This is a genomic window from Natrinema versiforme (assembly GCF_005576615.1).
Classification (GTDB): domain Archaea; phylum Halobacteriota; class Halobacteria; order Halobacteriales; family Natrialbaceae; genus Natrinema; species Natrinema versiforme_A.
The window spans coordinates 1,716,692-1,741,767 of record NZ_CP040330.1 but is presented as its reverse complement, the minus strand read 5'-3'; the positions used below and the strand labels follow the sequence as shown (position 1 = coordinate 1,741,767).

Below are 25,076 nucleotides of genomic sequence, written 5' to 3'. Positions count from 1 at the left end.
ATGTCCGGAACGCAATCATCCTCATCGCTTCCGGCCCCGATCGCGCGACTCTGGGAGCCGCTGCGGGAGCGGTCCCGCTCGAACCGGGCGCTGCTGTTGATGGCACCGCTGCTGGTCTTTGAGTTGCTGCTGTTCGTCGCGCCGTTTCTGATCCTGCTGCGGATCAGTCTCACGGACGGGTCACAGGATCTCCGCTACGCCCCGGGAACGTGGTCGATCTCCGGGTACACCGAGGTGTTTACCACCGACGTACTGCTAAACGCTATCACCTACTCGATCAAGCTGGGGCTGGTAGCGACGGCCATCACGGTCGTGATCGCGACGTTTTACGCCTACGCGATCTGGCGAGCCGAGGGCGTCGTCAAGTCGGCGCTGCTGTTCTCGGTCATCTTGCCCCTGCTGACGACGCTCGTCATCAAGACGTACGCGTTCTGGCCGCTGCTCTCGCCGAACGGAACGGTCAACGGGATACTCACCTCGTTGAACCTGGTTTCGGAGCCGATCCAGTTCGTTCCCGGGACGGTCGGGATGGTCGTCGGCCAGGTCTACATCGTGTTGCCCTACGCCGTGCTGGCGATCTACAGCGTCCTGTCGACGATGGACTGGGGAATCGTCGAAGCCGCCCGCGACCTCGGGGCGAGCCGACCGCGCTCGGTCCTCGAGGTCGTCGTACCTCAGGCGATGCCCGGCATCATCGTGGCGACGGTGATCTCCTTCGCCTGGAGCGTCGGGGCCTACGCCGCGCCGGGGCTCCTCGGCGACGGACAGAATCAGGCCAAGGCGTTCGCGCTCGTGGTCGAGAAGCGGTTGTTGTCGAACCCCCAGTGGGAGGTCGCGACCGCGTACGCGGTCGTCATGTTGCTCCTGATGCTCGTGAGTATCGTCCTTCTCACTGTCACACTCAACCGATTTGGAGGTGAGTTCGAATATGCATAGAGAGCGACTCGAGAACGTCGTCTTCCGGGCGGGCTATCTGGCGATCCTGACGTTCATGCTGTTGCCGCTGGTCGTGGTCGTCGTGACCTCCTTTGCGGAGTCGGGGAACCTCGCCTTCCCGCCCGAGAACTACTCGCTGGTCCACTACCGCGCGTTCTTCGAGGAAACGCGCTGGCTGTCGGCGTTCGATAACAGCCTCCTCGTCGGCGTCGGGACGACGGTCGTCGCGACGACGCTCGGCGTCACGGCCGCCTTCGGGCACGAAATCGACGACGGCCGCGCCGGACAGGCGCTCGCGCCGCTCGTCCTCGTCCCGCTGCTGATCCCGCCGATCATCCTCGGGATCTCGATGCGCGTCTACTTCGTCAGAGCCGGCCTCGAGGCCTCGTTCCTGAGCCTCGTCCTCGCGCACACGCTGTGGGCGACGCCGCTCGTCTACTTCGTGATGCGGTCGGTGTTCAGCCGGTTCGACTGGCAACTGCTCGACGCCGCGAAAGACCTCGGCGCGGGGCCGATCCGGTCGTTCGTCTACGCCGTCCTCCCCAACGTCAAACACGGGATCTTCGTCGGCGCGCTGCTCGCCTTCATCATCAGCCTCCAGGAGTTCGTGATGGCGCTGTTCCTCTCGAGTCGCAGCACGGAGACCATCCCGGTCGTCGCGTGGACCGAGATCCGGCAGTCGCTGGATCCGATGGTGAGCGTCGTCTCGACGTTCCTGATCGTCATCTCGCTCATCGCGATCGTGATCGCGACGATCGCCACGAACCTGGACTGGCTCTCGAAACAGCTGTCCTGAGCGGCTCGTCCCGTTCGGTTCTTTCTTCGACGGTCTCTCACCGACCCGAGGATGCGGTAGCATAGTGAAACCGAACAGCCGGGTGAATTCTGGGGCAGTGACTACGAATAGTGCAACGGCTACGCAGTGCAGTGGCCGTCTCGAGGGCTCGCCGACTCGGCGAGCCCTCGAGTCACGGGGGAGGGCAGGCGACCGCGCGGCGCGCGAACCTGCGCGCCGCGCTGCGGTGCGATCCTGGTGGACTGAAAGGGCGAGCGGTGCGAGGTCGCGCAGCGACCTCGAGGTGGAGCGGCGAAGCCGCGGAACGAGCGACGCCAGTCGCTCGCGAGGGTGCTCAAAAATCGCTCCGCGACTTTTGGCATCTCGAAAACGCTTCGCGTTTTCGGAGACTTTTACAAGAAGCGGAAGGTCTCGAGGTTCTTCGGCGCGAAGGTGCGCATGTCGTAGTCGTGGTACAGCGCCGATGAGAGGTCCTGCGTGGAGCGCTCGTCGCCGTGGACACAGAGCACCTTCTCGGGGCGGGGATTCATCGTTTTGACGAAGTTCTCGAGGCCGGCGCGGTCGGCGTGGCCGGAGAAGCCGTCGACGGTCTCGACGTCCATGTTCAGCGAGAGGGTGCCGCGGCCGCCGCCGTTGCCCATGGCACCGACTTCGCTGGTGGGGATCTCGTCCCAGCCGTTCTGGATGCGCCGGCCCAGCGTCCCCTGTGCCTGATAGCCGACGAAGACGAGCGTCGAGTCCGGATCGGGACCGATGTGGCCGAGCCAGGACATGATCGGACCGCCGGTGACCATCCCGGAGGTCGAGAGGATAATGCAGGGTTCGCCGTCGGCGACGTCCTGTCGCTCCTCCTCGCCGCCGTCGATGTGGTTGAACTCCTCGGCGAGGAAGGGGTTCTCGTCCTCGTGGAAGATGCGGTCGCGCAGGTCGTCACGCAGGTATTCGGGGTAGGTGGTGTGGATCGCCGTCGCCTCCCAGATCATGCCGTCTAAGTGGACCGGCATCGAGGGGATGTCACCGTTGCGCATCGCCTCCTCCAGGACGAGCATGATCTCCTGTGACCGGCCGACTGCGAAGGCGGGAATGACGACTTTGCCGTCCTGCTCGTAGGTCTCGTTGATGACCTCCTTGAGTTTCTCCTCGGAGTCCTGCTGGTCGGTCTGGTAGTCGTTGCGACCGCCGTAAGTCGACTCGAGGACGAGCGTCTCGACCCGCGGGAAGTCGTTGACCGCGCCGTTGAACAGGCGGGTGTCGTCGTAGTGAATGTCACCGGAGAAGGCCACGTTGTAGAGGCCGTCGCCGATGTGGAAGTGCGAGACGGCCGAGCCGAGGATGTGGCCGGCGTTGTGGAAGGTGAGTTTGACGTCCGGCGCGATGTCGGTGACGTCGCCGTACTCGAGCGGGATGCAGTGTTTGATCGCTTCGCGGACCTGCTCGCTCTCGTAGGGCGGGCTGCGGCCCTCTTTGGCCGCGACGTCGAGGTAGTCCAGCGTCAGCAGCCCCATCATGTCCCGCGTGGGCTCGGTACAGTAGATCGGGCCGTCGTAGCCGTACTTGAACAGGAGCGGGATCAGCGCGGAGTGGTCGAGGTGGGCGTGGGTCAACACGACCGCGTCGATGGTCTGTGGCCCCGCGCCGAGCGCCTCGGGCGCGTGGAGGTAGGGGACCTCCCCTTCCGCACCGGGTTTGTCGCCGCAGTCGATGAGGATCCGCGTCTCGGGCGTCGAGAGGATAAAGGAGGCCCGACCGACTTCGCGACAGCAGCCCAGCGTGGAGATGCGGACGTACTCGTCGTCGGACATCTCCTCGCGGTGGATCTGTCGGCCGACCTTCTCGAGAATGTCCCGGCGCTCGTCGCGTTCCTGCTTGAGGAAGCTGCGAACGTTCGAGACCGTCGAGGATTCGATCGGCGGCGTGCGGACGACTTCCGGCGTCCAGCCGACGTTTTTGGTGATTTCGCGGAGCGTCGACCCGTGGCGGCCGATGACCATGCCGGGCTTTTCGGCCTCGATGACGACCTCGCCGGTGTCGGCGTGGAAGTCGAGGTCCGTGACCCCCGCGTCCTCGGGGATGACGTTCATGATCTCCTCGCGAGCCTGTTCGGGTCGCGAGAGGACGCTCGGGTCCGGTCGGACGGTGATCCGCTTGCGAAGCTTGCTCGCGAGCTGCCGAATCAGATCGCCCTGCTGGGCGAACTTCTTCGGGTCGCGCGTGTAGACCACCAGTTCTGGGCCTTCGTATTTCACCGAGGAGACCGAGATATCGCTCGGTAACTCGCTCGTGATCTGTGCTTTGAGATCGTCGAGTTGCTGCTCTACAGTGCTCATAGGTCGCCAATGTGGCTTGCGTGAACTCGCCGTCCGGAACCGGACACGACGTCAGGACAGGAGTCGGAGATCGGAGACGGCCGAGAGAGATCGGTGCGACGACCACCAAACGACGGCCGCCGCGCCGGAATCGAGAGCGCGCCTCGTCGCCCGCGCTGGACGACGGCGCTCGTCTGCCGGTTCGTCTCCCGAATCATCGTATCCGACTCCGTGTCGTGACGAACATGCTCCCGGATCGGTTATCCTGGTTCGTGCGGGACAATTCCAGGGAGAACCCGCTTACCCGACGCTATTCTTTGCGTGGTATAAAAGCCTTCGCAAAAACCAGGGCCGTGGGGACGGTAGTCGTCACTCGCAGATGTACATCTCACCCGCTCGAGTCGCCGAGGAACGTGATTGGGTCGTAAATCGGGCCGAAACCGTCGTCCCACTCATCAACGACGTCCGCGACGACCTCGGAGAGGTCTTCGGCACCGATGTCGATACGGTCTCCGAGTCGGACTATCGCGAGGCAGTCGACGCCGTCTTCGCGGACGGCGATCTGGCCGTCAACGTCGCCGCGATGGTCGCGATCTTGCGAGAACTCGACGTGGAGGGCGACTATCCCGGGTTCGTGGTCGACGAACTCCTCGGGCGCGAACTGGCCGCGACGATCGCCGGCCCGCAGCCGCTGCGGACGCTCGGCGAGGCCACCTTCCACTACGCCGACGTTCGGATCCACGGCGAGGCCGACGAAAACGCCGGTATCGACGACTGCGAGGCGGCGCTCGCCGCCGGCTTTCAGGAGCGACTACCCGGCTGGAACTGGACCGAGCGCGAGAGCCCGTTCGCCCTCGAGCGCTGAATCCGCCGCCGGCGAGCATGGTAGCGACCGCCGAGTCTGTCGGGGACGAGTTAGCTCTCCGTTTCGTTCCCGGTAGCCGTCTCGTTGCCGCCGTCGGAGCTGTTCGTCTCATTGCCCGCGTCCTGCTCCTGTTGCTGCTGTTGCTGTTGTTCGCGCATCGCCTGCTGTTGTTGCTGTTGCTGGACGAACACTTCGTACTGATCGCCGGGATAGATGCCGTCGATGTCGCCGTCTCGAAGCGCACCCATGATCGCTTCGTCGGACCCGGTAACGCGGAAGAGGCCGTACTTGGCCTCGGAGTCCTCGACCGTGAAATCCCGATCGGACGCCGAATCCTCGAACGCGTTCCCGGCCTGCTCGACCAACTCGCGCTGTTTCGCCACCGCTTCCTGTCGGGTGAGATTCCCGCTCTCGAAGTCTTCGTTGAGACTCGCCATGTCCTCCTGATTCGGAGAGACGGCCACCGTGACCGCATCGCCCCCCGAATCGTCCGACTGCGTCAGCGAGTCGAGTTGGGAACAGCCGGCGAGCGACGCGGCCGCGCCGGTACCGGTCAGTGCGAGGAAGCCGCGGCGAGTCGAGAAGTCCGTCATCGTCTCTGACGCAGGGACGAACGAAAATATACCTTCTGCGTTGGGTTCGCCTCGAGCGCGGCGCGTCCCGACGGTATCCGCCCGACAGCGGGCACCTTTTGTCCGTCCCCGCGCTAGGGCCGTCCAGTGACGGATTCAGAGTACGGCCAGCGAACGGAAACCCTACAGGGACCAACGCCGACGGCCGCCCGCGACGTGATCGCACGCGGGATCGATCGCGACGCGATCGTGACCGCCTACGGCCGCTGTACTGTCGACTACGAGGGGCGGGCCTCGAGCCGTCTCGAGGCGGGCGATCGCCACGTCATGCTCAAGCCCGACGGCGCGGCGCTGGTCCACACCGACGAGGGCCAGCAGCCGGTCAACTGGCAGCCGCCGGGCTGTGACCACGAGGTCTCCTGTGAGGACGGCGCGCTCGTCCTCGAGAGCCTGCGGTCGACGCCGGACGAGCGGCTGTGCGTTCGGTTTCGGGAGGTGCTGCAGGTGTCGGCGTTTTCCGGCTCCGACGACAACGAACTCGCGCTCGTCGGCACCGAGGAGGACCTCCGCCAGCGGATCCTCGAGGAGCCCGCGCTGCTCGAGACCGGGTTTACGCCGCTGGCGACCGAGCGCGACACGCCCGCGGGTGCGGTCGACATCTACGGCGAGGACTCCGCAGGCCGGGCGGTCGTCGTCGAACTGAAGCGCCGGCGGGTCGGCCCCGACGCAGTGGGCCAGCTTCGGCGCTACGTCGACGCGCTCGAGCGCGACCTCCACGCCGACGCCGCCGTGCGCGGGATTCTGGTCGCCCCCTCGGTGACCGACCGCGCGAGCCGGCTGCTGGCCGACCACGGCCTCGAGTTCGTCTCGCTCGAGCCGCCGGCCGAGTGAGTTCGTCGCAGTTCTCGTCTCGGCGACCTCGTCGATTCTCTGGCTCAGGCCGGATACGTTCCCTCGAGCCGCGTCTGCGCGAGCACGTGGCCCTCGATCGCCGACTCGAGGTCGTCCGCGTCGGCGTCGGGTCCGAGCTCGAGCGTCGTATCCAGCGCGTACAGTTCGAACCGGTAGGTGTGTTCCGTGTCCGGTGGGTTCGGACCGCCGTAGCCGTGATCGCCGAAGTCGTTCGTCCCTTCGGACGCGTCCGCGGCGTCCCAGTCTTCCGGAATCGTCGCCGTCTCGGGCGGGACGTTCCAGACGACCCAGTGATCCCAGACCTTCCCGGCGGGTTCTTTCGCGTCCGGATCGTCCACGATCAGCGCGAGCGATTCGGCGTCGTCCGGGACGCCGTCGATCTCGAGCGGCGGGTTGACGTTCGCGTCCGTGTAGCCGTACGTCTCGGGGATGCGTTCGCCGTCGTCGAATGCGGGGCTCTTGAGCGTGAGGTCACCCATTTCGATCACCACCGTGTGAGGCTCGTCTCGGGAGTTCGCCGGCCAGATAGAATAATCTTACAGGCGCGGTCACGCCGGCGAGCCGGGAGACCGGCTACCGCCGACCCACGAATATCACGATCCCCAAGATCAGGAGGCTGATCCCCCACCACAGCGAATCGCCCGGCAGGAACGCGAGCAACAGCGTGACGATACCCGAGGTGATGAGCGACCAGCCGATCGTCGATCGATATGTCATACGAGCATCTCGTCACGGCCCCAGTTGTGTGTTGTGCCGGGAATCTCCACCACCGTTTTTTACAGACATATTACACTGGTTAAGATGGGTGCTGTACTGACCTGCCGTCGCTATCGCCCGGACGACGGCCCCCGAGTTCGAGAACTCAACAAGACGGCCATGCGAGACGTCAGTGCCCGCCTCGAGGGCGTCTCCGACACCGACCTCGAGCGAGTCACTGAAATCTATCTCGAGAGCGGCGGCGAGTTCCTCGTTGGAGAGGTCCGCGGGCGGATCATCGCAACGGGTGCGGTTCGGCCGACCGAGGACGATCATTACCTCGAACAGTTCGTGGATGAACTCCCGCCGTCGGCGGCCGTGTTGACCCGAATGCGGGTCGATCCGGACTATCAGCGGCGAGGCGACGGCCAGCGGCTCTACACGGCCCTCGAGGAGCGCGCTCGAGCGCGTGGCTATACGGAGATCGTCCTCGACACCATGGCGAAACAGACCGCGGCTCGCGGGCTTTACGAGGCGAACGGATTCGAAGGAGTGTGGCGCGAGACCGTCGAGGCGTTCGAGGAACCGTTCGATCTACTCGTGTATCGAAAGTCGCTGTCTGAACCGGCGGAGACTCCGTGCATCCGGTCGCCGACCGACTACTCCTCGAGCAACTGCTTCAGCCGATCGAGTTCCGTCAGCGCCTCGACGGGGGTGAGGTGGGCGAGATCGAGCGCGCGGAGTTCCGCGGCCACGTCGGTCGGCACGTCACCAACGTCGGAGCGGAGCTCCGACGAGGATCGCGAACCAGGGGTTCGCTCACCGCCGTCCGCGGTGGCAGTCGATACTGTCTCTCCGTCCGTCTCAGCACTCGGTTCGGTTTCATCGCTCGCCTCGCGGCGGTCGTTATCCGCGTCCGCAACCAATTCCCGCGAGCGCTCGACCACGTCCTCGGGGACGCCGGCCGCGGTCGCGACCTCGACGCCGTAGGAACCCGTCGCCGCACCGGGCGCGATCTCGTGGTGGAAGACGACCTCGCCGTCTTCTTGGTCGACTTCGAAGTGGAGCGTGAACGCGGCCGCGAGGTCGTCGGCGAGTTCGGTCAGCGGGTGGTGGTGGGTCGCAAAGAGCGTCGTCGCGCCGACCTGATCGTGGAGGTGCTCGGTGATCGCCTGCGCGATGGCCATTCCGTCGGCCGTCGAGGTCCCCCGGCCCACTTCGTCCAGCAGGACGAGCGAGTGCTCGTCGGCCTCCCGCAGGATGGTCGCGAGTTCGTCCATCTCGACCATGAACGTCGAGCGTCCGCCGGCGATGTCGTCGCTGGCCCCGACGCGGGTGAAGATCCGGTCGACGGGGGTGAGCCGGGCGGCGCTCGCGGGCACGAAACTCCCGACCTGTGCGAGCAGGACGATCTGGGCCACCTGCCGCATGTAGGTCGATTTCCCGGACATGTTCGGTCCCGTGATCACCGCCAGCCGCCGATCGCTCGCGAAGCGGGCGTCGTTCGGCACGAACGACTCCTGGGTGCGCTCGACGACGGGGTGGCGACCGCCCTCGATCTCGAGGGTCTGACTCCCGTCGCGCTCGAGGATCTCGGGCCGGCAGTAGTCGTACTGGGCGGCGGCCGTCGCGAGCGAGACCAGGGCGTCCAGCGTCGCGAGCGCCTCCGCGAGCCCTTGGACGCGTTCGACCTCGTCGGCGATTTCGCGGCGTACGTCACAGAAGAGTTCGTACTCGCGTTCGTCCGCGCGCTCTTCCGCGCCGACGATCTGGTCTTCGCGCTCCTTGAGTTCCGGCGTGACGAACCGCTCGGAGTTCTTGAGCGTCTGGCGGCGCTGATAATCATCGGGCACCGACTCGAGGTTCGGGTTCGTCACCTCGATGTAGTAGCCGTGGACCGAGTTGTAGCCGACCTTCAGCGAGTCGATCCCGGTCCGGTCGCGTTCCCGCGCCTCGAGATCGTCGATCCACTGCTTGCCGTCTCGAGCGGTGCCGCGGAGGTCGTCTAAGTCCTCGTCGTACCCCTCGGCGATGATGTCGCCCTCGGTAATCTCGATCGGCGGGTCCGAGACGATGGCGTCGTCGATCAGGTCGCGGACGTCCGCCAGCGGGTCGAGGTCGTCGTGAAGCCGCCGGAGCCGGTCGCAGTCGGCGTCGGCGAGTTCCTCCCGAACGTCGGGCACCACGGCGAGGGTGTCCCGCAGCGAGCGCAGGTCCCGCGCGTTCGCCCGCTCGCGGGAGATCCGCCCAATCAGCCGCTCGAGGTCGTAGACGTTCCGCAGGCGCTCGTGCAGTCGCTCCCGGGTCCGGACCGCGCCCGTGAGCTCCTCGACCGCGTCGAGTCGCGCTTCGATCCGGTCGGGCTCGAGCAGCGGCCGCCGGAGCCAGTCCCGGAGCTTTCGGCCGCCGAGCGCGCTGGCGGTCTCGTCGAGCACGCCGACCAGTGTTGCCTCGTCCCGCCCGTTGACGGCTCGGGGTTCGAACAGTTCGAGGCTTCGCAGGGCGACGGCGTCGAGCAGCAGGTACTCGCGGGGATCGTATCGCGTGAGGTGAGTGAGGTACTCGAGGTGCGCGTCGTCTTCCTCCGACGGTGCTTCGCCCTCGGCGCTGTCGGTTGCGTCGCCGTCGTCCGTCTCGCCGCTCGCACCACCGTCGTCTATCTCACTGTTTTCTTCCTCGCCGCGTTCGCCCTCGTGCGTGCCGCCGCGGACGTACTCCGCGTAGGAGAGCAACGCGCCGCAGGCCCGAATCTCGGCGTCGCTCGCGAGCAGGGCGTCGGGGTTCCGGAAGTACGTCGAGAGCTTTGCGCCGGCGCGGTCGCGGTCGAACGCGCCCGCGTCGTACGGCGTGACCATGCAGTCCTCCGGGAAGATGTCGGCCGGCGCGTCCGGTCCGACGACTGCTTCCGCGGGTGCGAACCGGCTCACTTCGTCCGCGATCGCCTCCCTCGAGGTCGAACTCGTCGCGAGGAAGTCGCCGGTCGACACGTCGAGCAGGGCCAGCGCGAGGTCGTCCTCGCCGGCGGCCCCCTCGCCGCGGGCGACCGCCGCGACGAAGTTGTTGTCGTCGCTCGCGAGCAGTTCGTCCTCGGTGAGCGTCCCGGGCGTGATCACGCGCGTGACCGCCCGCTCGACGACGCCCGAGGTCTCGCCGGGCTCCTCGACCTGATCGGCGACGGCGACCCGATAGCCGGCCTCGAGCAACTCCTCGATGTACGATTCGGCGTTGTCGATCGGGATGCCGGCCATCGGATACTCGCCGGTCGAGTCCTCGCGGCTCGTCAGGGCGATCTCGAGCAGGCGCGCGGTGCGTTCGGCCGCGCCGCAGAACGTCTCGTAGAAGTCCCCCACCTGAAAGAGGACGATGGCGTCGTCGTAGCGCGCACAGAGGTCGTGATACTGCGCCATCATGGGCGTCAGCTCGTCGCGCTTTTCGGCCATCGCGGCGGGCGGGCCAAGCGCCGGGTCCATACTCGAATTCGGCCGCCCGGCGCTGAAATACCTTGCTGGATCGGCCCCACTGCCGGCTCGAGGCCGCGCTTCTCAAGTTGCGTGACTGTCAGGAAACGGAAAAAGCGTATTACGATCGATCACAGATGGTCGGACGACCGGGATGGAACGGGAATCGTCGATCGGAACGCGCGCGGTCGCCTGCCTCCTCGCCGTGACGATCCTCGGCGGCGGGCTCGCGGGTGTCGCGGCGGGAGCGTCGAGTGCCGAACCGGCACTGACGGGTACGGCTGCGGCCTCGATCAGCGACTCCCTCGAGACCGACGGGACGACGGGGACGCTCGAGGACGCGACCGACGAAACGACGGATACCGTCGCGGAGACGACCGACAACACGACCGGTGCCGTCGAAAATACCACCGACGGCACCACCGATACGGTCGAAGGCACGACCGATCGCACGACGGACGAACTCGAGAACGCGACGACCGACGGGGACGGCTCCGACGGTGCGATCGACGCGACCGTCAACGAGACGACCGAGACGGTCGATGAGACCGCCTCGAGCGGGACCGATGCGGTCGACGGGACAGTCAACGAAACGGGAGACGCGGTCGACGAAACCGTCTCGAACGCAACCGAGGCGGTCGACGAAACCGAGGATCTCGTCGATACCACTTTCAACGAAACCGGGCGCAACGCCTCGCTCGAGGCCGAAGCCGGCGTCGACGGCCGGTCCTCGAGTTCCGACGGCAACGACGGCGACAACGGTGTCGACAGCGCGAGCGAGAGCGAGTCCGCAGCCGACAACGCGAGCACCGGGGGCGGCAACGGCGACGGAGCCGACGCGTCCGAGATGCCCAGTCCCACCGAGACGGCGACCGACGCGGTGCTAGTTGGGATGCTGGGAGCGATCACCGCCTCCGGCGCGGCGGCCGGCAGTGCGGCGGCGGGCGGCGGCGCGTCCGGAGCCGCCGGGAGCGCGGGCGCGGCGTCGGCCGGCTGGCTCAGCGAGTTCCGCAACGTAGAATCGCTCCGGCGGGCCGGGACGGACCTCTGGAAGGTCCTCCCGCTGTTCAGGTACAGCCAGTACGACGATTCCGACCCGCTCGAGCACGACCGCCGCCGGGCGATCTACGAGACGATCGAGGCCGACCCCGGCTGTTACCTCTCGCGGGTCAGCGACCGGGCCGACATCCCCCTCTCGACGGTCCGCTATCACGTCCGGATTCTCGAGGACGAGGACCTGGTCACCGCGCTCAAGCGCAACGGGAAGCGCCGGTACTTCCTCGAGGAGACGGACGCCGAACTCCGGGCCGCCCTCGCGGAGCCGGCCAAACGCGACGTGCTCGAGGTGCTGTCCGACCTCGGAGCGGCGCACAACGGCCGGCTCGCGGACGAACTCGAGCGCGACCCGAGTACGGTGTCCCATCACCTCGCCGCGCTCGAGGAGGACGGGCTGGTCGTCCGCAAGAAGGACGGCCGATCGATCGTCAACCAACTGCCCGCACGGGTCGAGGCGGCGCTGCGCGACGAGCCGGCAGCAGAGGCTGACTCGCAGCCGGCTCCGGCCGACGACTGACGCTGTTTGCAGTTTCTCTCGAGTCAGTTCTCACTCCGAGTCCGAATCGGCCGTCTCGAAGTACAGTTCCGCGTGGTTCGCACAACCGGGATTGAACGGGGCGTCACAGGTCGGACAGCTGTAGTCGGCCGCGCGGTAGTCGGGAGCGGTGAGTTCGGTTCCGCAGACGCCACAGAGCACGGACGGCTCGTCGAACCGCCCGCGCGGCCACGGCACGGCCTCGTGGGCCGTCGATTCCTCGTGGCAGCGAAAACAGGGGTAGTAACGCTCGCAGCAGGCGAATTTGAACGCGACCACGTCGCGGTCGGTGTCGTAGTGGGCACACCGCGTTTCCGGACCGACTGCGACACCATGGATGTCGTGGTCGTTGATTGATTGCACGGGTGGAGCGACGGCTAGCGGGTGCTTCGGTTTTGTGATTGTGTGATAGCGGCGCTCGTTGGTGCAGTTTCTTCAGCAGGCTGGATAGAGGCCTCCGACGGATTCTCGAGGTTCTTGAAGGTGGTGTGTCGACGGGACTCGGTCTCCACGCTCTGTAGTTCAGGAAAAATCACCGCCAACGAACACTGTCTTCTACCCGTTGTAAACAAATTTCCAACACACTCTTCAACGAGGTGTCGTTGAATTGCTCCCCGAGCAGGTGGTGGTCTACGTAGACCTCCATTGGAGCCGGCAGTGTCGGCTGTCAAGACAGCACACGTAGCGTTTAGTTAATTCTACACGATAGGGGGAGAAAATAACGACGTGAAATTTCCCGCCTACGTCGACTGTGTATACCCAAACAGACGATATGATAGGTAACAAAGATTAGATAATCTGATAGTATTTATATATGAGGTGATCTAGGTAGTATTATGTACTTCGAGAATATAGTATTAGGTGGTTATGAACCGACGAACAATAATTAGAGCAACAACAGGAAGTATCGCTGCTGCAGGAGTTCCAATCGCTGTTTCCGCAAGAGGTTCTGAAAGCTTTTCAACTGAAGATGCGAGCCGATATGAGGGATTTGTAGTTGAGATAGCGTCGGAAATATACCTAACCATTGTTGATAAGAAAACTGGGGCGGTGAAGGTTGACGAAGTGGATGGAGATGAAGAAATTGGCAGTAGGAAAGTTAATAGTATAAAAAAGGACAGGTATGAGACCCAAGTGACGAAAGAATCGGCGAATTCTGAAGACACTGATCCGCATCACCAGTCTAAAAACATCGCTCAAAGAGACACAAATAGTGATAACAGACAAGCTAAACAGTTTGCATTAGCACATGACAAGCAAATCCGGTCTGCTATAGAGAAACAGGCTGACACTCCTGAAATTGTTGAAAAGACAGAATATTATATTAGAAAAAAACAAGGAGACAAAGACTGTAAAAACGATTGCAATCATCATTGGGTGAGTGGGACTTCAATGAAATTTAATGACATGGTTGCTGAAGCCTCGAAATCAGCTATTACTGCAGCTATTCTAGGAGCATTAGCTGCGTCTGGATCTGGAGCACTTTCGACTATCTTCGGAAGTAAAACTGTGGATATTATTGTTGGAGCAGTGGCCGGTGACTTAGTCGGTAATTCACTCACAATTGGTTACTATGATTATGACTTCAACTATAAACTTGGATCAAAGAAGATGATCTCTGGTGGCTACGGTCTTGGACCCTGGAAACCAGGTAAAAGTGGACTCGTTGAAGTTATAACAAAGCCTGGACATGGGGATTGTGATCTCTATTAGGCACATTCATTAGTTCAAACTAATACACTGATCATAATTGGTCTGGTTGGATGTCATATACTAATAATTAATATACCTATATATTTAACGAAGTTGAACGCCATTTACGGCTGGTCTAGAAGCCAGTCAAAACATTAATTGTATGACAGAATAAACAAAATAGATACTATGAGATCAGACAGGAGAAAATTTTGGTCAAGGAGAACAGTAGCCTATATAGTGGGAATGACAATTGCTCTGACAGTATCTGATATCATAAACCCATCAATTGGAATAACAAATGGAGTATTGGATATAATTATGACGATTATATATGCGTACGTTTTCATCACACTTCTAGAACTGGCACTAACAATGCGAAAGACTACATGATGGAATAAGTGGGACTGGACTATCCGACGATCTATTTTGAGCTAGGTGGAGATGAAAACAAACCAGGGGAACGCAGGCTAGATCGTTCGTGCTCCCCATTACTCCGGTTCAAGTTCGCTCGCGTCAATCTCGCCCTCGAGATAGGCGTGACCGGCGTCAGTGATCGTGTAGTAGCCGTCGTCAACCTTCTCGACGAGTCCGTACTTGATAAGGACACGAAGCCGCTCGTGAACGGTACTCTGTGATTTGTCGATGTTCCGCGCGATAGCTGTGGGGCCGATCTCGAGACCCTTATCGAGAGCTTCGAGAATGAAATTATCCGTAGGGAGCTGCATCCATTCTCCCGGTTGTCTCATCATCGTTGAAAGGGAGAATCGACATTTAGTTGATTCGAACGCGGTTCTTTGTCGGATGATATTGTCTGAGATACTGTGCTAAACAGTCCGAATATTTATTTTGGAGGAGGTGATACTGGGTAAGTAACGCGAGCTACACGCGGACCTGACCGTCCGTATAACCCTCGGAAAATGCGGACTGGTGCCCCTAACACCGGGTCCGCGCGGCTCGCGTAGCCATGGGACGCAAGCCATGTCCACTGACAGTTCACGGGACCTTCAAGGTCCCGACGCGAGAGACGCATCGCTGCAGTCCGAACGCGCCGCTGCCACTCGCGGTGATCCCAATGTGTGACCGCGCGGAAACGGCGATCGGCGTCGACGTCGGCGAGTACAACCTCTACACGGCCTGCCCGATCGACCTCCCGGACTGGCGGGGCGCGCACGCGGTCTGTGGCGACGACCTTTGCCAACGCCTCGACGACCTCCGACTCGAGACCGCCGCCTTGCTCGCCAGTTCGTACGACCGGACGACGATCGCCGCCTACGTCCAGCAGCGCTGCGACGCCCTCGTCGCGGCACTCGACGCCGCCGCGCGAACGGTCTGCGAGTACGCGACCGCCTACGACGACCCAGTGCTGGTCACCGAAGACAGCCACTACCGGCCCGACCTGTGGGCGTGGCTCACCGACCCCGACGCACATCGAGGCTCCACGTGGCTCCTCGCCGCGGCACACCTGCGGCTGCGAGCCGTCGCCGCCGAGTACCGACTCCCGGTGACGACAGTGCCCGAAGCGTACTCCACGCAGGAGTGTCACGCCTGCGGCGTGCTCGGGACTCGAGAACTGAACACGACCGTTCGATGCGTGAATTCGGACTGCCACGTCGACACCGTGACCGCAGATTTCAACGCCGCGAGGGTCCTCGCCCGGCGCTACTACCCCGGCCGGTGCTGTGACTACCGACCGCGTGCGTCATCGTGTCCCGGCGATCTCCCGGGACTCGCCGCCGACGGCGGGCTCTCGGACTGAGCACTCGGACGAACGGGGAGAAGACGAGAACAGTGAGCGACGGCGTTGTCACTCGAGCCGGGACGAAACCAACCCGCGCTCGAGCACACCACACTTACTCGAACTCGGTGGTGTCGCCGCGGCGGTAGCGGTCGAGTCGGCGGTAGCCGTGGACGGTGGCCTCGGTGTCGAGTTCGATTACGTAGCGGCCGATGATGTCTTGGGTGTCGGGGACGGCGCGGCGTTCGACGACTTCGACGACAGCGCGCCAGCCGTCGTCGGTCGGCGAGATTTCGCTGACGCCGTCGAACTCGTGGCCGATGAGTTGGCCCGCGGTCGACTGGACCGTCTTGCGGACCGCGAGGATGCCGGCGATCTCCTCCTGCTCGACGTCGACGTCTTTGTCGACTTCCTCGGGATCGGTCACCTCGTCGGCGGTCATGCTGACCGTTCCGCGGGACTGTGGCTCCTCGACGTCGTTTTCGCCCTGTTCCTCCTCCGGCTCCTGTTCGGTTGCTTGACTGTCGCTCACTGTTGGATCACTCTCGTCGTGTTGGTAGCAGAACCCGTCGTCTCGGGCTGGCCGCGAGCAGCGCTCGCCGTCCGTCGTCAAGGCCTTGCACTGCTCGCGTGATTGCGCGTCGGCTTCTGCCATTGGTCTGGATTCGGTTCGTTATGTGGACCGTACGGTTCGATTGATCGCCTCCGTGTCGGGTCAGATGGTCTCGTCGATCTGCGATCGCAATTCGTCGACGTCACCGCCGTTCTCGCCGGCGATTTTCGGGACGAGAACGTCCGTGAAGACGTGAGTCAACGTCTCGTCGTCGAACTCGCCGCTCCCGTCGTGGCCGTCGAAGACGGCGAGTCCCTTCGCGGCGGTGATCGCCGCGCGGGTCCCGACGACGATGTCGAGTTCGTCCCGGAGCGCTCGCGTCTTCGCGACGATCGTCGCGATATCGTCGTCCGAGAGGTCGACGTGCGCGCCGACGATCTCGCGTTCGGTCTCCTCGTCGTAGTAGTCGACGTGGACGCCGATGAACCGGTCGAGCAGCGCATCCTGCTGTTCGTGGACGCCGGCGTACTCCACGTCGTTCGACGTGAGGATCGCCCGGAACTCGGGGTGGACGTCGATCGTCCGATCCGCGCCCCGTTTCCCCGGTCGCTCGAGGACGCCCTCCTCGAAGACCGAGAGCAGGACGTTGTGGGCCGCGGGATCGCTGCGCGAGAACTCGTTGTAGACGAGCGTCGCGCCCTCCCGGACCGCGACCGAGAGCGGGTTGTCGACCCACCGTTCGCGGACGATCTCGGTCTGCTTGCTGACGCCGCTGACGAACTGATCGTTCTCTTTGTAGCGTTCGCCGCCAGCGTGGGAGCCGACGAGCGCGGCGGTGTCGACCGCCTCGTCACCGTTGAGCCAGACGACCGGCCGGCCGCGTTCGGCGGCCGCCGAGAGCGCGAGCGCCGTTTTCCCGCAGCCCGTCGGCCCGATCAGGTGGACCGGCTGGTCCGCCTCGAGCCAGCCGTTGATCCGGCCTCGGAGCGATTCGACGGCGTCGGTCTCGACGAACGGCTCGGGAACGACCTCTCCGGGATCGGAGAGGGGACTGTCGCCGTTGCGTTCGCTGTCTGTCGGTGCCTTTCGCGCGAGCTCTTTCTTCGCTCTGCGACCCTCCTTCTGCTCGCGACTGGCCGTGATCTTCCGTCCGCGGACCTTGCGCTTGCGCGACGTGTCGTCGGCCATCGAGGGTTACTCTGATGCCGACTTCGGCGACGATTCGGGACGCGGCTCGACCTCGAGTTCCTCGAGTTCGTCGAGGTCGCCCTCTGCGGTGGCCTGTTCAATTTTTGCGATCTCCTCCGCGTAGTGCAGGAACGTGTCGACCGACGCGACGACGACGCGGGCTTCGATCGTCAGCAGTTCGATCCCGACGACCGAGATGCGCGCCCAGACGTCGATGACGACGCCTTTGTCGAGGACACGGTCGAGTACTTCCGCCAGACTCGAGGAATCGGGTGTTCGTTGTGCCATAACACCTCCCGTTTACCCGCCGTCTCGTAACACGACTTGGACTGCGACTGCAAGCCGAACCGAGTGCGGTCGCCGTCGACGTGGCCGTCGCGGGTTCAGTGTGAATCGACGCAGCGGGCTGCGACTGCAAGCACCACGATAACCCACCGCGGTGACGAACAGTCGCTGACGATACTCGAGTGCTCGTCGCGGTCCCCTCGGCCGTGCGACACGCGACTGCCGCATCATAGTCCCATGTCATCCACCCGCCCCAGCGTCGACCGAGACGTATTACGCACGCGTTTATCGACCCGTAGGTCTCGGCGACGGATCCGTAACGGGCGTCGACTAATGAGCGCGGGGCAGGGAGGATCGAACCAGATGCACACTACGCGAGTGATCCATCGATGAGTAACCGGTACGTCTACGGCATCGTCGACTCCGACACCGTCGAGTTCGAGACCGACGCCGTCGCCGGTGCCGACCGCGTCTACACGATCTCCCACCGCCGGCTCGGTGCCGTCGTCTCCGACATCGACACGACCGATCCCGAGGAGACAGACGAGGACGCCCAGATTCACGACGAGGTCCTCCGCGAGATCATGGACTACGACGGCGGCACGACCATCGTGCCCATGCAGTTCGGCATGGCCTTCGAAGGCGACCGGGAGCTGAAGAACGTCCTCCGCGGGGCGCGACCGGCGTTCCGGCGCGCGATGAACGACATCGAGGGCAAAGTCGAACTCGGCCTCAAACTCGTCCGCGAGGAAGACGCCGACGTCGACCGCGAGACCCTCGAGGACGAGGTCGCGGAGCGACTCGAGCCCATCGCCGACCAGTCCGTCGAGAACGACCTGTTCAGCGACCGGCTCGTCCTCAACCGCTCGTATCTCGTCGACGAGGACGAGCGCGAGACGTTCGACGACGCGGTCGCCGAGTTCGAGGACGACCGCGACGATCTGATCGTCCAGTACACCGGTCCGTTCGCGCCGTACAGCTTCGTCGACGTGAAAATCGGAGCCCAGCAATAACCATGTTCGTCCTCGACGACCTCCTGCTCCGGCCGTTCGTCGGCATCGTCGACGCGCTCCACTCCATCGCGCTCGACGAGATGTACGACGTGGAGGCCCTCGAGGACGAACTCAAGGAGAACCAACTGCTGTACGAACTCGGCGAGCGCTCCGAGGAGGAGTATCGCCGCCGCAAGGAAGAACTCGAGGCGGAGCTCGAGACCGCCCGTGACGTCCACGAGCAACTCTCGAGCGGCCGCGTAGAGGTGAAACGATAAATGAGCGACAGCAATCCCGACGACGACCGCGACGAATCGGCCGACGACCGCGCCTACGAGAACGACCACTGGCTCTCGAGCCTGCTGTCCGCGCTGGAGTCGCTCGAGAACGGCCCGGCGTCGACCTCCGGACGGCGGCGAGGCGACCGGACGATCTTCGATTACGACATCTCGATCCGATCGGCCGACGATCTCTCGGGCGATTCGCCGCTCGATCGAGCCCGGTTCGGCGACGACCGCTCGGGTGATCGAAACCGCAATCAGGCCGGCGACGGCGACAGCAACCGGTCGCGAAAGCGCCGGGTTCGATCCTCCGGCCCCTCGAGCGACCACCACGTGGCGACCCGGACCCACGACGACGAACTGCTCGTCACCGCGGATGTCGCCGGTGCGGACCCGGACGACGTGACGGTCGGCTTCGACGACTCGACGCTCGTCGTCGCCGTCGAGGGGAACGAACTCGACCGCGTCGACGTTCCGTGGCGGGAGACGACGGCCGAGGCGGTGCTCAAGAACGGCGTGCTCACCGTCCACATCCGGCCGGAACGGTCGGAGACCGAACACTCGGACGAGACGGGGGACGACGGATGAGCGACGCCGAGGCGGGCGACTCGTTCGACGCGCTGCTCGAGGACGCGACCGAGAGCCTCGGCCGGCTCGAGGAGACCCTCGGCGAGAGCGACGCGATCGACGACCTCGACGACGACACCCTCGAGACGGTCGTCGGCGACCTCGACACCCTCGTGCGGGTCGCCGAGGAGGTCGGCGAACTGCTCGAGGCGATGGATCTCAGCGAGTTGCCCGAGGCGGTCGACGGGGACGAACTCCTCGACGCGATCGAACTCGGCGAGATCCCCGACGTGCTGGCCGACGACGACCACGGCGTGACCGACCTCGTCGACTTCACGGAGCTGTTCGACGCGATCGATCTGCTGAACGCGTGGAACGCCGCGGACCTGACCGACGTGTGGCAGGAGAAACGCGAACTCGACGACGCCATGGACGCCCTCGAGGACGGCGACGACGCCGGAATGGTCGAAGACGCGGTGTCGGACGTCACGAACGGCGACGGCGAGAACGGCGATGGCCTGCTCGGCGACGACGAGGACGGCGTCCTCGATACGGGGATGGACGCCGGCTCCGCGGCGAAGGAGGCCCTCGGGGACATCGACGTCGCGGAGGACCCCGAGGCCTATCAGGCGGCGATCCAGCAGCAGGCGATGGAGGGGATCGACGCCTTCCGATCGGCGCTGCTCGAGACCCACGAGCAGTTCGAGAAGCTCTACGAGTTCAACCGCGAGAAGATGCGCCGACAGGACACGAGCACAAACTCGCGGAACCCGACGGCGGCGGCGACGATCCCGACCGAGCGGCGCGACCTCGGCGGCGGTGCCCGCTATTCGACGGTCCCACAGGAGGTCAAACTCTCGACGGCACCGACCCGGAAGCGGATCTACGGCCGCCGGTTCGAGATCGAGCGGGAACGACAGCGGAGGAACGACAATGATTGACATACAAACAGGACGACAGAACGGCTGTGCGACGCGGACGAGCAACCAGCGGCCGGCCCCCCTCGGAGGTGAGCGCAGTGCCGGATGACTTCCAGCCCAGCCGGCAGAAGGCCGACCTCGCCGAAGTCGTCGAGATGCTGCTCGACAAGGGAATCGTCATCAACGCCGACATCGCCGTCTCGATCGGCGACACGCAACTGCTCGGCGTGCAACTGCGCGCCGCGATCGCCTCCTTCGAGACCGCGGCGAAGTACGGCCTCGAGTTCCCGGAGGGGACGGACATGCGGCGGGTCGCCGAAGCGGTCGACGAACCCGAACTCGCGGAGGGAGACCGACCGAACCCGGTGATCGATCCGACCCGCGGCGTCAACGTGACCGCGGAAGACGACGCGGCGACCGAATCGGGCACCGACGGCGCAGACAGCACCGGAAGCGACGGCGGGGGCGGCGAGTCGGGCGAGAGCGATCTGGCCGTCGGCGACGAGGAACTGGTGAGCGAACGTCTCGGTGCCAGACCGAACCCCGACCGGCCCACCAGCGGCGGTTTCGACCTGCTCAGTGACGATTCGGAATCGGACGCGAACGCGAGCGACGATTCGAGTGCGACCTCGAGCGGGGACGAGGCGGAATCCGACGATGGCGACGCCGAGGAAAACGAGGCCGCTGCGGAGGCCGAGACGGAGGGTGAGGAATCGTGAGCACGATCGACGTCGGCGACGGCGAAGACGCGCGTCAGGGGCTCGTCACCCTGGTCATCACCGTCGTCGAGATCCTGATCGAAGCCCTCGAGCGCGAGGCGGTCCGGCGCATGGAGTCGGGGAACCTCTCGGACGAGGAGATCGAACGCCTCGGCGAACAGCTCGCGACGATCGAGGCCGAGATCGAGCACCTCAAGGAAGACGAGGGGATCCAGGACGGCGTCGACGACCTCCGCGGCGATCTGGACGGACTGGTCAACGACGCGATTGAGCAGCTTCACGGCGAGCCGACGGCCGTGCGCGAACCCGGCTACTCCGTCTTCGGAGGTGAGGACGAATGAGCCGCGACGGCTCCGGCGGTCCCGCCGCGGAATCCGAGCAGCGCCCCCTCGAGAACCGCGAGGCGGGCGAGTCGGCCGAGACGCCGTCGATCGACGAGGGACGATACCTCTACTGTATCGTTCGGACCGACGCGGAGGCCGCCCTCGAGACGACCGGCGTCGACGGCGAACCCGTCTCGGTCGTCGTCGAGGACGGCATCGGTGCCGTCGTCCACGCCTGCGACGGCATCTACGACTCGGCGAACCTCGCACAGGTTCGCCGGTGGCTCGTCCGCCACCAGACGGTGGTCGACGAGGCGGGACAGGCCTTCGGGACGCCGATCCCGTTCCAGTTCGACACCATCCTCCGGGGCGACGACGACCGCGTCCGCGAGTGGCTCCGCGAGGAATCGGACACCCTCGAGCAGGCCCTCGACGGACTCGCCGGCCACTGGGAGTACCGCGTCGAGGTCGTCGAAATTGACCCCATCAGCGACGAGTCGCTGATCGAGCGCGACGAGCGCCTGCGCGAACTCGACGAACAGATCGGCGACTCCGGTGAGGGGACCGCGTTCCTGCTCGAGAAGAAGTTCGACCAACGGCTCACGGAACTCCGGGCCGCGCGACGGGAGTCGCTGACCGCCGATCTCGAGGAGCGGCTGGCCGCCGAAGCGCGGGAGGTCCACGCCCTCGAGCGCTCGCCGAGCGCGAAACTGTCAGACGACGTGGCGGACGGCTCGGGATCGGGCGACTCGAGCGACGATGACGCCGACGGCGGCGAAACGCTCTGTCGCCTGACGCTGCTGGCCCACGAGGACGACGAGGGGGCGATCGGCTCGATACTGGACGACGTGGCCGCAAACGAGGGCCTCGAGGTCCGGTTTACCGGGCCGTGGCCGCCGTACACGTTCGCACCGGAACTCGGCGGCGGTGACAGCAATGGTGACCCGACCGCGAGCGATCCGAACCCACACCCATGAGACCGCGAAAGGACGACGACGCGCTCGTCGACGTGCTCGACGTGTTGCTCAGGGACGGCGCGATCCTCCGCGCGGACGTGATCGTCTCGGTCGCGGAGATTCCGTTAGTCGGGATCAAGCTCACGGCGGCCATCGCCGGGATGGAGACGATGACCGAGTACGGCCTCTTCGAGGAGTGGGACGCCGAGCGCCGGCGCGCGGCCGTCAGCCGCCGTCAGTACGACGAGCCGGATCCGGAGCCGGAATTCGAGGAGGTGACCGAACTCGGCGTCGGCAGTTCTCACGAAGACAGACGGGAGCGAGACGACGCTGCGGAATAAGCGGGCGACTCGAGGCGGCGAGTCCGGAGCCTGCGAGACGCGAGGAGTGGCTGTCGACCGGAGCGATTCGATCCTCGGGCCGGCGGTCGGCCCTGCCCGAGGCCGACAGTCAGGCGTACTTCGGGCGCTCCGTCGTGTGCTCGACGTCGCCGGTGACGGTTTCCTCGTCGCTGTCGTCGTCGTAGACGTACTGGCCCGTCCCGCCACAGAGGGTGCACTCGTAGGTCTCGGAGATTTCGTTGATCATCTCGCCGTCCTCGAAGTAGACGCGACTCTGCGTGATCTGCAGGAACTGGGCCGTCTCGCAGTTAGTGCAGGTGATCATACCCGTTCGATAGCCACGACCGGTTGTAGTTATCCGGCTTGTAACCGAAAGGGGAGCGCGACTATCACAGCCTTACCGCCGCCGCAGTCGTCGCTGGTCGAACGGTCGACCCCGGTCGACGCCGGCCGCCGTTCGGACGCGATCGACCGCGGGTAACAACTCCATAACCGCAGGACGGAACCGGTGTCCGCGAGCGGAGTTTATGGAGTGGTTGGGCCGACGAAAAACCGTCTTTCCTGCTGAAACACCGAGATTAATATCTACCGCCACGGCCGTCTTTCGACCCGATTCGACCGACAGAAATCGGGACATCTCCGGCCGCTCCGAACAGTGAAATCCGGCGGTCAGTCGCCGGCCTCGAGGCGGCCCTCAGCGGTCGATCGCGATCCGATCACCGGTTCTCGCCGCGTCGTACGCCGCCTCGGTCAGCGCCGTCACCCGGAGTGCGTCCCGGACCGTCGCCGGCGGGTCGGTGCCCTCGTCGAGGCTCTGGAGGAAGGCCTCGGCACGGGACCGCTCGTTTCGAGGGTCGATGTACGGCGCGTATTCTCCCGCGTCGGAATCGATCTCGAGGACGTCCCGCGAGCCCCACTGTGTCCCCTCGAGATAGACTGCTCCCTCGTCGTCCCAGAGGTGGACGTGCTCGCGGACCGACGGCGCGTCGCCGTGAAACGAGAACGTCCCGGTCGCCCCGTTCGCGAACTCGACATCGAGGTGGGCGCGGCGATCGACCCGCTCCTCGTCGTCGTGGAAGTCCATGCTCGCGGCGACCGACTCCGGCTCGAGCCCGGTCGTCCAGAGGACGCCGTCGAGGACGTGACTCCCCGTATCGTACAGGAAGCCGCCGCCGGACAGGTCCGGATCGAGCCGCCACGTTCCCCGCGAATCGTCGATCCAGCCCTGCGTGATCGAGGCAGTCAGCCACGTCGGGTCGCGGTCGGCGAACCGGTCGCGGGCCGTTCGGAACGCCGTCTGGAGGTGGCGCTGATAGCCGACCATGACGGTCCGATCGCTCCGTTCGGCACGGTCCACGAGGTCGCGGGCCCGCTCGAGGTCGGTCGTCAGCGGCTTGTCGCAGTAGACGTGGCAGTCCCGCTCGAGGGCGGCGACGACCTGCTCGTAGTGCAGCGTGTGCGGCGTCCCGACGAGGACCGCGTCGATGGCCCCGTCCTCGAGCATCGCCGCGTACTCGGCGTACCGGCGGTCGCCGGGCACGTCGAACTCCCGCCCGACCCGCTCGAGGCGATCCGAATCGAGATCGCAGATCGCCCGGACGGTCGCGTCCGGATGGCGGTGGAACTGGCCGCCGACGGTGGTTCCGATGTATCCCAGACCGACGATACCGAGCCGAAGCGGACGTGTCGTCGCGCCGTCGCTCATACGGTACTCCACGAGTTCCACTGCCATCCCTCTGGAGTCGTCGCAGGCAAGCACCGCCGGCGATCGGTGGCAGTCTCCGGCCCGTCGCGGCGAACCGCCGCTAACCCTTTCCGTCCGCACCGGGAACGTCCCCGTATGGCAAGCGACATCACGATGTACGTCCTCGAGGGCTGTCCGTACTGCGAGGCCGTCACCGACCGCCTCGAGGAGGCGGCCATCGAGTACGAGCGCGAGGAAGTCCCGGCGCTTCACTCGGGCCGAGACGAGGTCAAGCGAGTCTCGGGACAGCGGGCCGTCCCCGTGCTCGTCGACGAGGACCACGGCGTGACGATGGCGGAGTCGGAGAACATCCTCGAGTACGTCGAACGGACACTCGCCTGACCGCGATTCGGCACGCAAGGGATCGATCCGTAGCACGGGGCTACGGCCGGGTTAGACGCCGCCTGCGACCGGTCCGGTGACGCTACCGGGAGCCAAACGTCCGCATAACAATACTCGGAACGCGCGTTGGCCAACGTGCGGGGAGGAACGACCCCGCCGGGTACGCGCTCGGCCTACACGACGCGCTGACCAGCCGATTGCGTGCGTTCATGCCCGGATCGCTCGGACGTGGTCTCGCCCCCACTTCGAGTACGCTCATGTCTCTCACGCCCAGGGCGGCTCCCGCCCCGCCCGGGTTTCAGA

General features: G+C 64.8%; 29 protein-coding genes and 1 pseudogene. 17 read left to right on the top strand and 13 right to left on the bottom strand.

Going from position 1 to position 25,076, the window contains the following annotated elements; genetic code table 11:
* The gene (locus tag FEJ81_RS08430; RefSeq protein WP_138244870.1) at nucleotides 1-936 is read left to right on the top strand and encodes an ABC transporter permease; all 936 of its coding nucleotides are present in this window, start codon (nucleotides 1-3) and stop codon (nucleotides 934-936) included.
* On the top strand, nucleotides 929-1,732 hold the full coding sequence (locus FEJ81_RS08425) for an ABC transporter permease (protein ID WP_138244869.1): 804 nt from the start codon (nucleotides 929-931) through the stop codon (nucleotides 1,730-1,732). The genes FEJ81_RS08430 and FEJ81_RS08425 overlap by 8 nt, the downstream gene beginning before the upstream one ends.
* A 392-nt stretch (nucleotides 1,733-2,124) precedes the next feature.
* On the opposite strand, the gene FEJ81_RS08420 is transcribed toward FEJ81_RS08425, so the two are convergent.
* Nucleotides 2,125-4,059 (bottom strand): beta-CASP ribonuclease aCPSF1, encoded by a 1,935-nt coding sequence (locus FEJ81_RS08420; RefSeq protein ID WP_138244868.1) that lies wholly within the window; start codon nucleotides 4,057-4,059, stop codon nucleotides 2,125-2,127.
* A 358-nt stretch (nucleotides 4,060-4,417) separates the two neighbouring features.
* Between FEJ81_RS08420 and FEJ81_RS08415 the strand changes: the two genes are divergently transcribed.
* Nucleotides 4,418-4,903, top strand: coding sequence for a hypothetical protein (locus tag FEJ81_RS08415; protein WP_138244867.1), 486 nt, complete (start codon nucleotides 4,418-4,420; stop codon nucleotides 4,901-4,903).
* Between the two features lie 50 nt (nucleotides 4,904-4,953).
* Here the strand turns inward: FEJ81_RS08415 and FEJ81_RS08410 are convergent, their stop codons facing one another.
* Nucleotides 4,954-5,496: a hypothetical protein gene (locus FEJ81_RS08410; protein ID WP_138244866.1), complete on the bottom strand. Its 543-nt coding sequence runs from the start codon at nucleotides 5,494-5,496 to the stop codon at nucleotides 4,954-4,956.
* 126 nt (nucleotides 5,497-5,622) lie between these two features.
* Between FEJ81_RS08410 and nucS the strand changes: the two genes are divergently transcribed.
* Complete coding sequence (gene nucS / locus FEJ81_RS08405; RefSeq protein ID WP_138244865.1) at nucleotides 5,623-6,366, top strand: endonuclease NucS; 744 nt, start codon at nucleotides 5,623-5,625, stop codon at nucleotides 6,364-6,366.
* Nucleotides 6,367-6,410: 44 nt separating this feature from the next.
* On the opposite strand, the gene FEJ81_RS08400 is transcribed toward nucS, so the two are convergent.
* From FEJ81_RS08400 to FEJ81_RS24330, 3 genes are all read right to left on the bottom strand, one after another.
* Nucleotides 6,411-6,866, bottom strand: a complete 456-nt coding sequence (locus tag FEJ81_RS08400) for a YbhB/YbcL family Raf kinase inhibitor-like protein (RefSeq protein ID WP_138244864.1) — start codon at nucleotides 6,864-6,866, stop codon at nucleotides 6,411-6,413.
* A gap of 94 nt (nucleotides 6,867-6,960) precedes the next feature.
* Nucleotides 6,961-7,104 carry a hypothetical protein gene (locus FEJ81_RS23135; protein ID WP_175416384.1) on the bottom strand — a complete coding sequence of 48 codons (144 nt, stop codon included), beginning with the start codon at nucleotides 7,102-7,104 and terminating at the stop codon, nucleotides 6,961-6,963.
* Nucleotides 7,105-7,116: 12 nt separating this feature from the next.
* Nucleotides 7,117-7,419, bottom strand: coding sequence for a hypothetical protein (locus FEJ81_RS24330; protein WP_324618340.1), 303 nt, complete (start codon nucleotides 7,417-7,419; stop codon nucleotides 7,117-7,119).
* Between FEJ81_RS24330 and FEJ81_RS24325 the strand changes: the two are divergent.
* Nucleotides 7,327-7,641, top strand: a pseudogene (locus FEJ81_RS24325) (GNAT family N-acetyltransferase); the annotation flags it as partial. The gene FEJ81_RS24330 and the pseudogene FEJ81_RS24325 sit on opposite strands and share 93 nt — an antisense overlap.
* 101 nt (nucleotides 7,642-7,742) lie before the next feature.
* Here FEJ81_RS24325 and mutS read toward each other — a convergent pair.
* Nucleotides 7,743-10,553, bottom strand: a complete 2,811-nt coding sequence (gene mutS, locus FEJ81_RS08390) for a DNA mismatch repair protein MutS (protein ID WP_138244863.1) — start codon at nucleotides 10,551-10,553, stop codon at nucleotides 7,743-7,745.
* A gap of 142 nt (nucleotides 10,554-10,695) precedes the next feature.
* Here mutS and FEJ81_RS08385 point away from each other — a divergent pair, with 142 nt between their 5' ends.
* Nucleotides 10,696-12,114, top strand: coding sequence for a helix-turn-helix domain-containing protein (locus tag FEJ81_RS08385; RefSeq protein ID WP_138244862.1), 1,419 nt, complete (start codon nucleotides 10,696-10,698; stop codon nucleotides 12,112-12,114).
* A gap of 30 nt (nucleotides 12,115-12,144) precedes the next feature.
* Here the strand turns inward: FEJ81_RS08385 and FEJ81_RS08380 are convergent, their stop codons facing one another.
* The gene (locus FEJ81_RS08380; RefSeq protein WP_138244861.1) at nucleotides 12,145-12,495 is read right to left on the bottom strand and encodes a CHY zinc finger protein; all 351 of its coding nucleotides are present in this window, start codon (nucleotides 12,493-12,495) and stop codon (nucleotides 12,145-12,147) included.
* 504 nt (nucleotides 12,496-12,999) lie between these two features.
* Here FEJ81_RS08380 and FEJ81_RS08375 point away from each other — a divergent pair.
* A complete protein-coding gene (locus FEJ81_RS08375) occupies nucleotides 13,000-13,845 on the top strand; it encodes a hypothetical protein (RefSeq protein ID WP_138244860.1) in 846 nt (281 codons plus the stop codon).
* 470 nt (nucleotides 13,846-14,315) lie between these two features.
* Here the strand turns inward: FEJ81_RS08375 and FEJ81_RS08370 are convergent, their stop codons facing one another.
* A complete protein-coding gene (locus FEJ81_RS08370; protein ID WP_394349655.1) occupies nucleotides 14,316-14,573 on the bottom strand; it encodes a winged helix-turn-helix domain-containing protein in 258 nt (85 codons plus the stop codon).
* 326 nt (nucleotides 14,574-14,899) lie between these two features.
* Here FEJ81_RS08370 and FEJ81_RS08365 point away from each other — a divergent pair, with 326 nt between their 5' ends.
* On the top strand, nucleotides 14,900-15,583 hold the full coding sequence (locus FEJ81_RS08365) for a zinc ribbon domain-containing protein (RefSeq protein ID WP_138244859.1): 684 nt from the start codon (nucleotides 14,900-14,902) through the stop codon (nucleotides 15,581-15,583).
* A 94-nt stretch (nucleotides 15,584-15,677) separates the two neighbouring features.
* Here FEJ81_RS08365 and gvpO read toward each other — a convergent pair whose 3' ends face one another.
* The 3 genes from gvpO to gvpA are packed head-to-tail and all read right to left on the bottom strand — an operon-like array spanning nucleotide 15,678 to nucleotide 17,591.
* Entirely contained in the window at nucleotides 15,678-16,217 is a 540-nt protein-coding gene (gvpO, locus tag FEJ81_RS08360; RefSeq protein WP_138244858.1) for a gas vesicle protein GvpO, halophile-type, read from the bottom strand.
* A gap of 60 nt (nucleotides 16,218-16,277) precedes the next feature.
* A complete protein-coding gene (gene gvpN / locus FEJ81_RS08355) occupies nucleotides 16,278-17,303 on the bottom strand; it encodes a gas vesicle protein GvpN (protein ID WP_138244857.1) in 1,026 nt (341 codons plus the stop codon).
* A gap of 6 nt (nucleotides 17,304-17,309) precedes the next feature.
* Nucleotides 17,310-17,591, bottom strand: coding sequence for a gas vesicle protein GvpA (gene gvpA / locus FEJ81_RS08350; RefSeq protein WP_138244856.1), 282 nt, complete (start codon nucleotides 17,589-17,591; stop codon nucleotides 17,310-17,312).
* Between the two features lie 386 nt (nucleotides 17,592-17,977).
* Between gvpA and FEJ81_RS08345 the strand changes: the two genes are divergently transcribed.
* The 8 genes from FEJ81_RS08345 to gvpM all read left to right on the top strand — a co-directional run bounded on the left by FEJ81_RS08345 (nucleotide 17,978) and on the right by gvpM (nucleotide 22,687).
* Complete coding sequence (locus tag FEJ81_RS08345) at nucleotides 17,978-18,601, top strand: GvpL/GvpF family gas vesicle protein (RefSeq protein WP_138244855.1); 624 nt, start codon at nucleotides 17,978-17,980, stop codon at nucleotides 18,599-18,601.
* Nucleotides 18,602-18,603: 2 nt separating this feature from the next.
* A complete protein-coding gene (gene gvpF, locus FEJ81_RS08340; protein WP_138244854.1) occupies nucleotides 18,604-18,858 on the top strand; it encodes a gas vesicle protein GvpF in 255 nt (84 codons plus the stop codon).
* Nucleotides 18,859-19,449, top strand: a complete 591-nt coding sequence (locus tag FEJ81_RS08335) for an Hsp20/alpha crystallin family protein (protein WP_138244853.1) — start codon at nucleotides 18,859-18,861, stop codon at nucleotides 19,447-19,449.
* On the top strand, nucleotides 19,446-20,369 hold the full coding sequence (locus FEJ81_RS08330) for a hypothetical protein (RefSeq protein WP_138244852.1): 924 nt from the start codon (nucleotides 19,446-19,448) through the stop codon (nucleotides 20,367-20,369). Before FEJ81_RS08335 ends, FEJ81_RS08330 begins: the two co-directional genes overlap by 4 nt.
* A gap of 77 nt (nucleotides 20,370-20,446) precedes the next feature.
* Nucleotides 20,447-21,067: a gas vesicle protein GvpJ gene (gene gvpJ / locus FEJ81_RS08325; protein ID WP_138244851.1), complete on the top strand. Its 621-nt coding sequence runs from the start codon at nucleotides 20,447-20,449 to the stop codon at nucleotides 21,065-21,067.
* The gene (locus FEJ81_RS08320) at nucleotides 21,064-21,408 is read left to right on the top strand and encodes a gas vesicle protein K (protein ID WP_138244850.1); all 345 of its coding nucleotides are present in this window, start codon (nucleotides 21,064-21,066) and stop codon (nucleotides 21,406-21,408) included. The genes gvpJ and FEJ81_RS08320 overlap by 4 nt, the downstream gene beginning before the upstream one ends.
* Nucleotides 21,405-22,367 (top strand): gas vesicle protein GvpL, encoded by a 963-nt coding sequence (gene gvpL, locus FEJ81_RS08315; protein WP_138244849.1) that lies wholly within the window; start codon nucleotides 21,405-21,407, stop codon nucleotides 22,365-22,367. The genes FEJ81_RS08320 and gvpL overlap by 4 nt, the downstream gene beginning before the upstream one ends.
* Nucleotides 22,364-22,687 (top strand): gas vesicle protein GvpM, encoded by a 324-nt coding sequence (gvpM, locus tag FEJ81_RS08310; protein WP_138244848.1) that lies wholly within the window; start codon nucleotides 22,364-22,366, stop codon nucleotides 22,685-22,687. Before gvpL ends, gvpM begins: the two co-directional genes overlap by 4 nt.
* A gap of 109 nt (nucleotides 22,688-22,796) precedes the next feature.
* Here gvpM and FEJ81_RS08305 read toward each other — a convergent pair whose 3' ends face one another.
* On the bottom strand, nucleotides 22,797-23,012 hold the full coding sequence (locus tag FEJ81_RS08305) for a hypothetical protein (protein ID WP_006432768.1): 216 nt from the start codon (nucleotides 23,010-23,012) through the stop codon (nucleotides 22,797-22,799).
* A 369-nt stretch (nucleotides 23,013-23,381) separates the two neighbouring features.
* Entirely contained in the window at nucleotides 23,382-24,392 is a 1,011-nt protein-coding gene (locus FEJ81_RS08300) for a Gfo/Idh/MocA family protein (protein WP_138244847.1), read from the bottom strand.
* Nucleotides 24,393-24,527: 135 nt separating this feature from the next.
* On the opposite strand from FEJ81_RS08300, the gene FEJ81_RS08295 reads away from it, so the two are divergent.
* Nucleotides 24,528-24,773 (top strand): glutaredoxin family protein, encoded by a 246-nt coding sequence (locus FEJ81_RS08295; protein WP_138244846.1) that lies wholly within the window; start codon nucleotides 24,528-24,530, stop codon nucleotides 24,771-24,773.
* Nucleotides 24,774-25,076: the final 303 nt, after the last annotated feature.

Excerpts from the sequence above, each read along its gene's own strand:
- FEJ81_RS08430 (WP_138244870.1), top strand. The coding sequence starts at position 1 with ATGTCCGGAACGCAATCATCCTCATCGCTTCCGGCCCCGATCGCGCGA.
- FEJ81_RS08425 (WP_138244869.1), top strand. The coding sequence starts at position 929 with ATGCATAGAGAGCGACTCGAGAACGTCGTCTTCCGGGCGGGCTATCTG.
- FEJ81_RS08420 (WP_138244868.1), bottom strand. The coding sequence starts at position 4,059 with ATGAGCACTGTAGAGCAGCAACTCGACGATCTCAAAGCACAGATCACG.
- FEJ81_RS08415 (WP_138244867.1), top strand. The coding sequence starts at position 4,418 with ATGTACATCTCACCCGCTCGAGTCGCCGAGGAACGTGATTGGGTCGTA.
- FEJ81_RS08410 (WP_138244866.1), bottom strand. The coding sequence starts at position 5,496 with ATGACGGACTTCTCGACTCGCCGCGGCTTCCTCGCACTGACCGGTACC.
- FEJ81_RS08400 (WP_138244864.1), bottom strand. The coding sequence starts at position 6,866 with ATGGGTGACCTCACGCTCAAGAGCCCCGCATTCGACGACGGCGAACGC.
- FEJ81_RS23135 (WP_175416384.1), bottom strand. The coding sequence starts at position 7,104 with ATGACATATCGATCGACGATCGGCTGGTCGCTCATCACCTCGGGTATC.
- FEJ81_RS24330 (WP_324618340.1), bottom strand. The coding sequence starts at position 7,419 with ATGATCGTCCTCGGTCGGCCGAACCGCACCCGTTGCGATGATCCGCCC.
- mutS (WP_138244863.1), bottom strand. The coding sequence starts at position 10,553 with ATGGACCCGGCGCTTGGCCCGCCCGCCGCGATGGCCGAAAAGCGCGAC.
- FEJ81_RS08385 (WP_138244862.1), top strand. The coding sequence starts at position 10,696 with ATGGAACGGGAATCGTCGATCGGAACGCGCGCGGTCGCCTGCCTCCTC.
- FEJ81_RS08375 (WP_138244860.1), top strand. The coding sequence starts at position 13,000 with ATGAACCGACGAACAATAATTAGAGCAACAACAGGAAGTATCGCTGCT.
- FEJ81_RS08370 (WP_394349655.1), bottom strand. The coding sequence starts at position 14,573 with ATGAGACAACCGGGAGAATGGATGCAGCTCCCTACGGATAATTTCATT.
- FEJ81_RS08365 (WP_138244859.1), top strand. The coding sequence starts at position 14,900 with ATGTGTGACCGCGCGGAAACGGCGATCGGCGTCGACGTCGGCGAGTAC.
- gvpO (WP_138244858.1), bottom strand. The coding sequence starts at position 16,217 with ATGGCAGAAGCCGACGCGCAATCACGCGAGCAGTGCAAGGCCTTGACG.
- gvpN (WP_138244857.1), bottom strand. The coding sequence starts at position 17,303 with ATGGCCGACGACACGTCGCGCAAGCGCAAGGTCCGCGGACGGAAGATC.
- gvpA (WP_138244856.1), bottom strand. The coding sequence starts at position 17,591 with ATGGCACAACGAACACCCGATTCCTCGAGTCTGGCGGAAGTACTCGAC.
- FEJ81_RS08345 (WP_138244855.1), top strand. The coding sequence starts at position 17,978 with ATGAGTAACCGGTACGTCTACGGCATCGTCGACTCCGACACCGTCGAG.
- gvpF (WP_138244854.1), top strand. The coding sequence starts at position 18,604 with ATGTTCGTCCTCGACGACCTCCTGCTCCGGCCGTTCGTCGGCATCGTC.
- FEJ81_RS08335 (WP_138244853.1), top strand. The coding sequence starts at position 18,859 with ATGAGCGACAGCAATCCCGACGACGACCGCGACGAATCGGCCGACGAC.
- FEJ81_RS08330 (WP_138244852.1), top strand. The coding sequence starts at position 19,446 with ATGAGCGACGCCGAGGCGGGCGACTCGTTCGACGCGCTGCTCGAGGAC.
- gvpL (WP_138244849.1), top strand. The coding sequence starts at position 21,405 with ATGAGCCGCGACGGCTCCGGCGGTCCCGCCGCGGAATCCGAGCAGCGC.
- gvpM (WP_138244848.1), top strand. The coding sequence starts at position 22,364 with ATGAGACCGCGAAAGGACGACGACGCGCTCGTCGACGTGCTCGACGTG.
- FEJ81_RS08305 (WP_006432768.1), bottom strand. The coding sequence starts at position 23,012 with ATGATCACCTGCACTAACTGCGAGACGGCCCAGTTCCTGCAGATCACG.
- FEJ81_RS08300 (WP_138244847.1), bottom strand. The coding sequence starts at position 24,392 with ATGAGCGACGGCGCGACGACACGTCCGCTTCGGCTCGGTATCGTCGGT.
- FEJ81_RS08295 (WP_138244846.1), top strand. The coding sequence starts at position 24,528 with ATGGCAAGCGACATCACGATGTACGTCCTCGAGGGCTGTCCGTACTGC.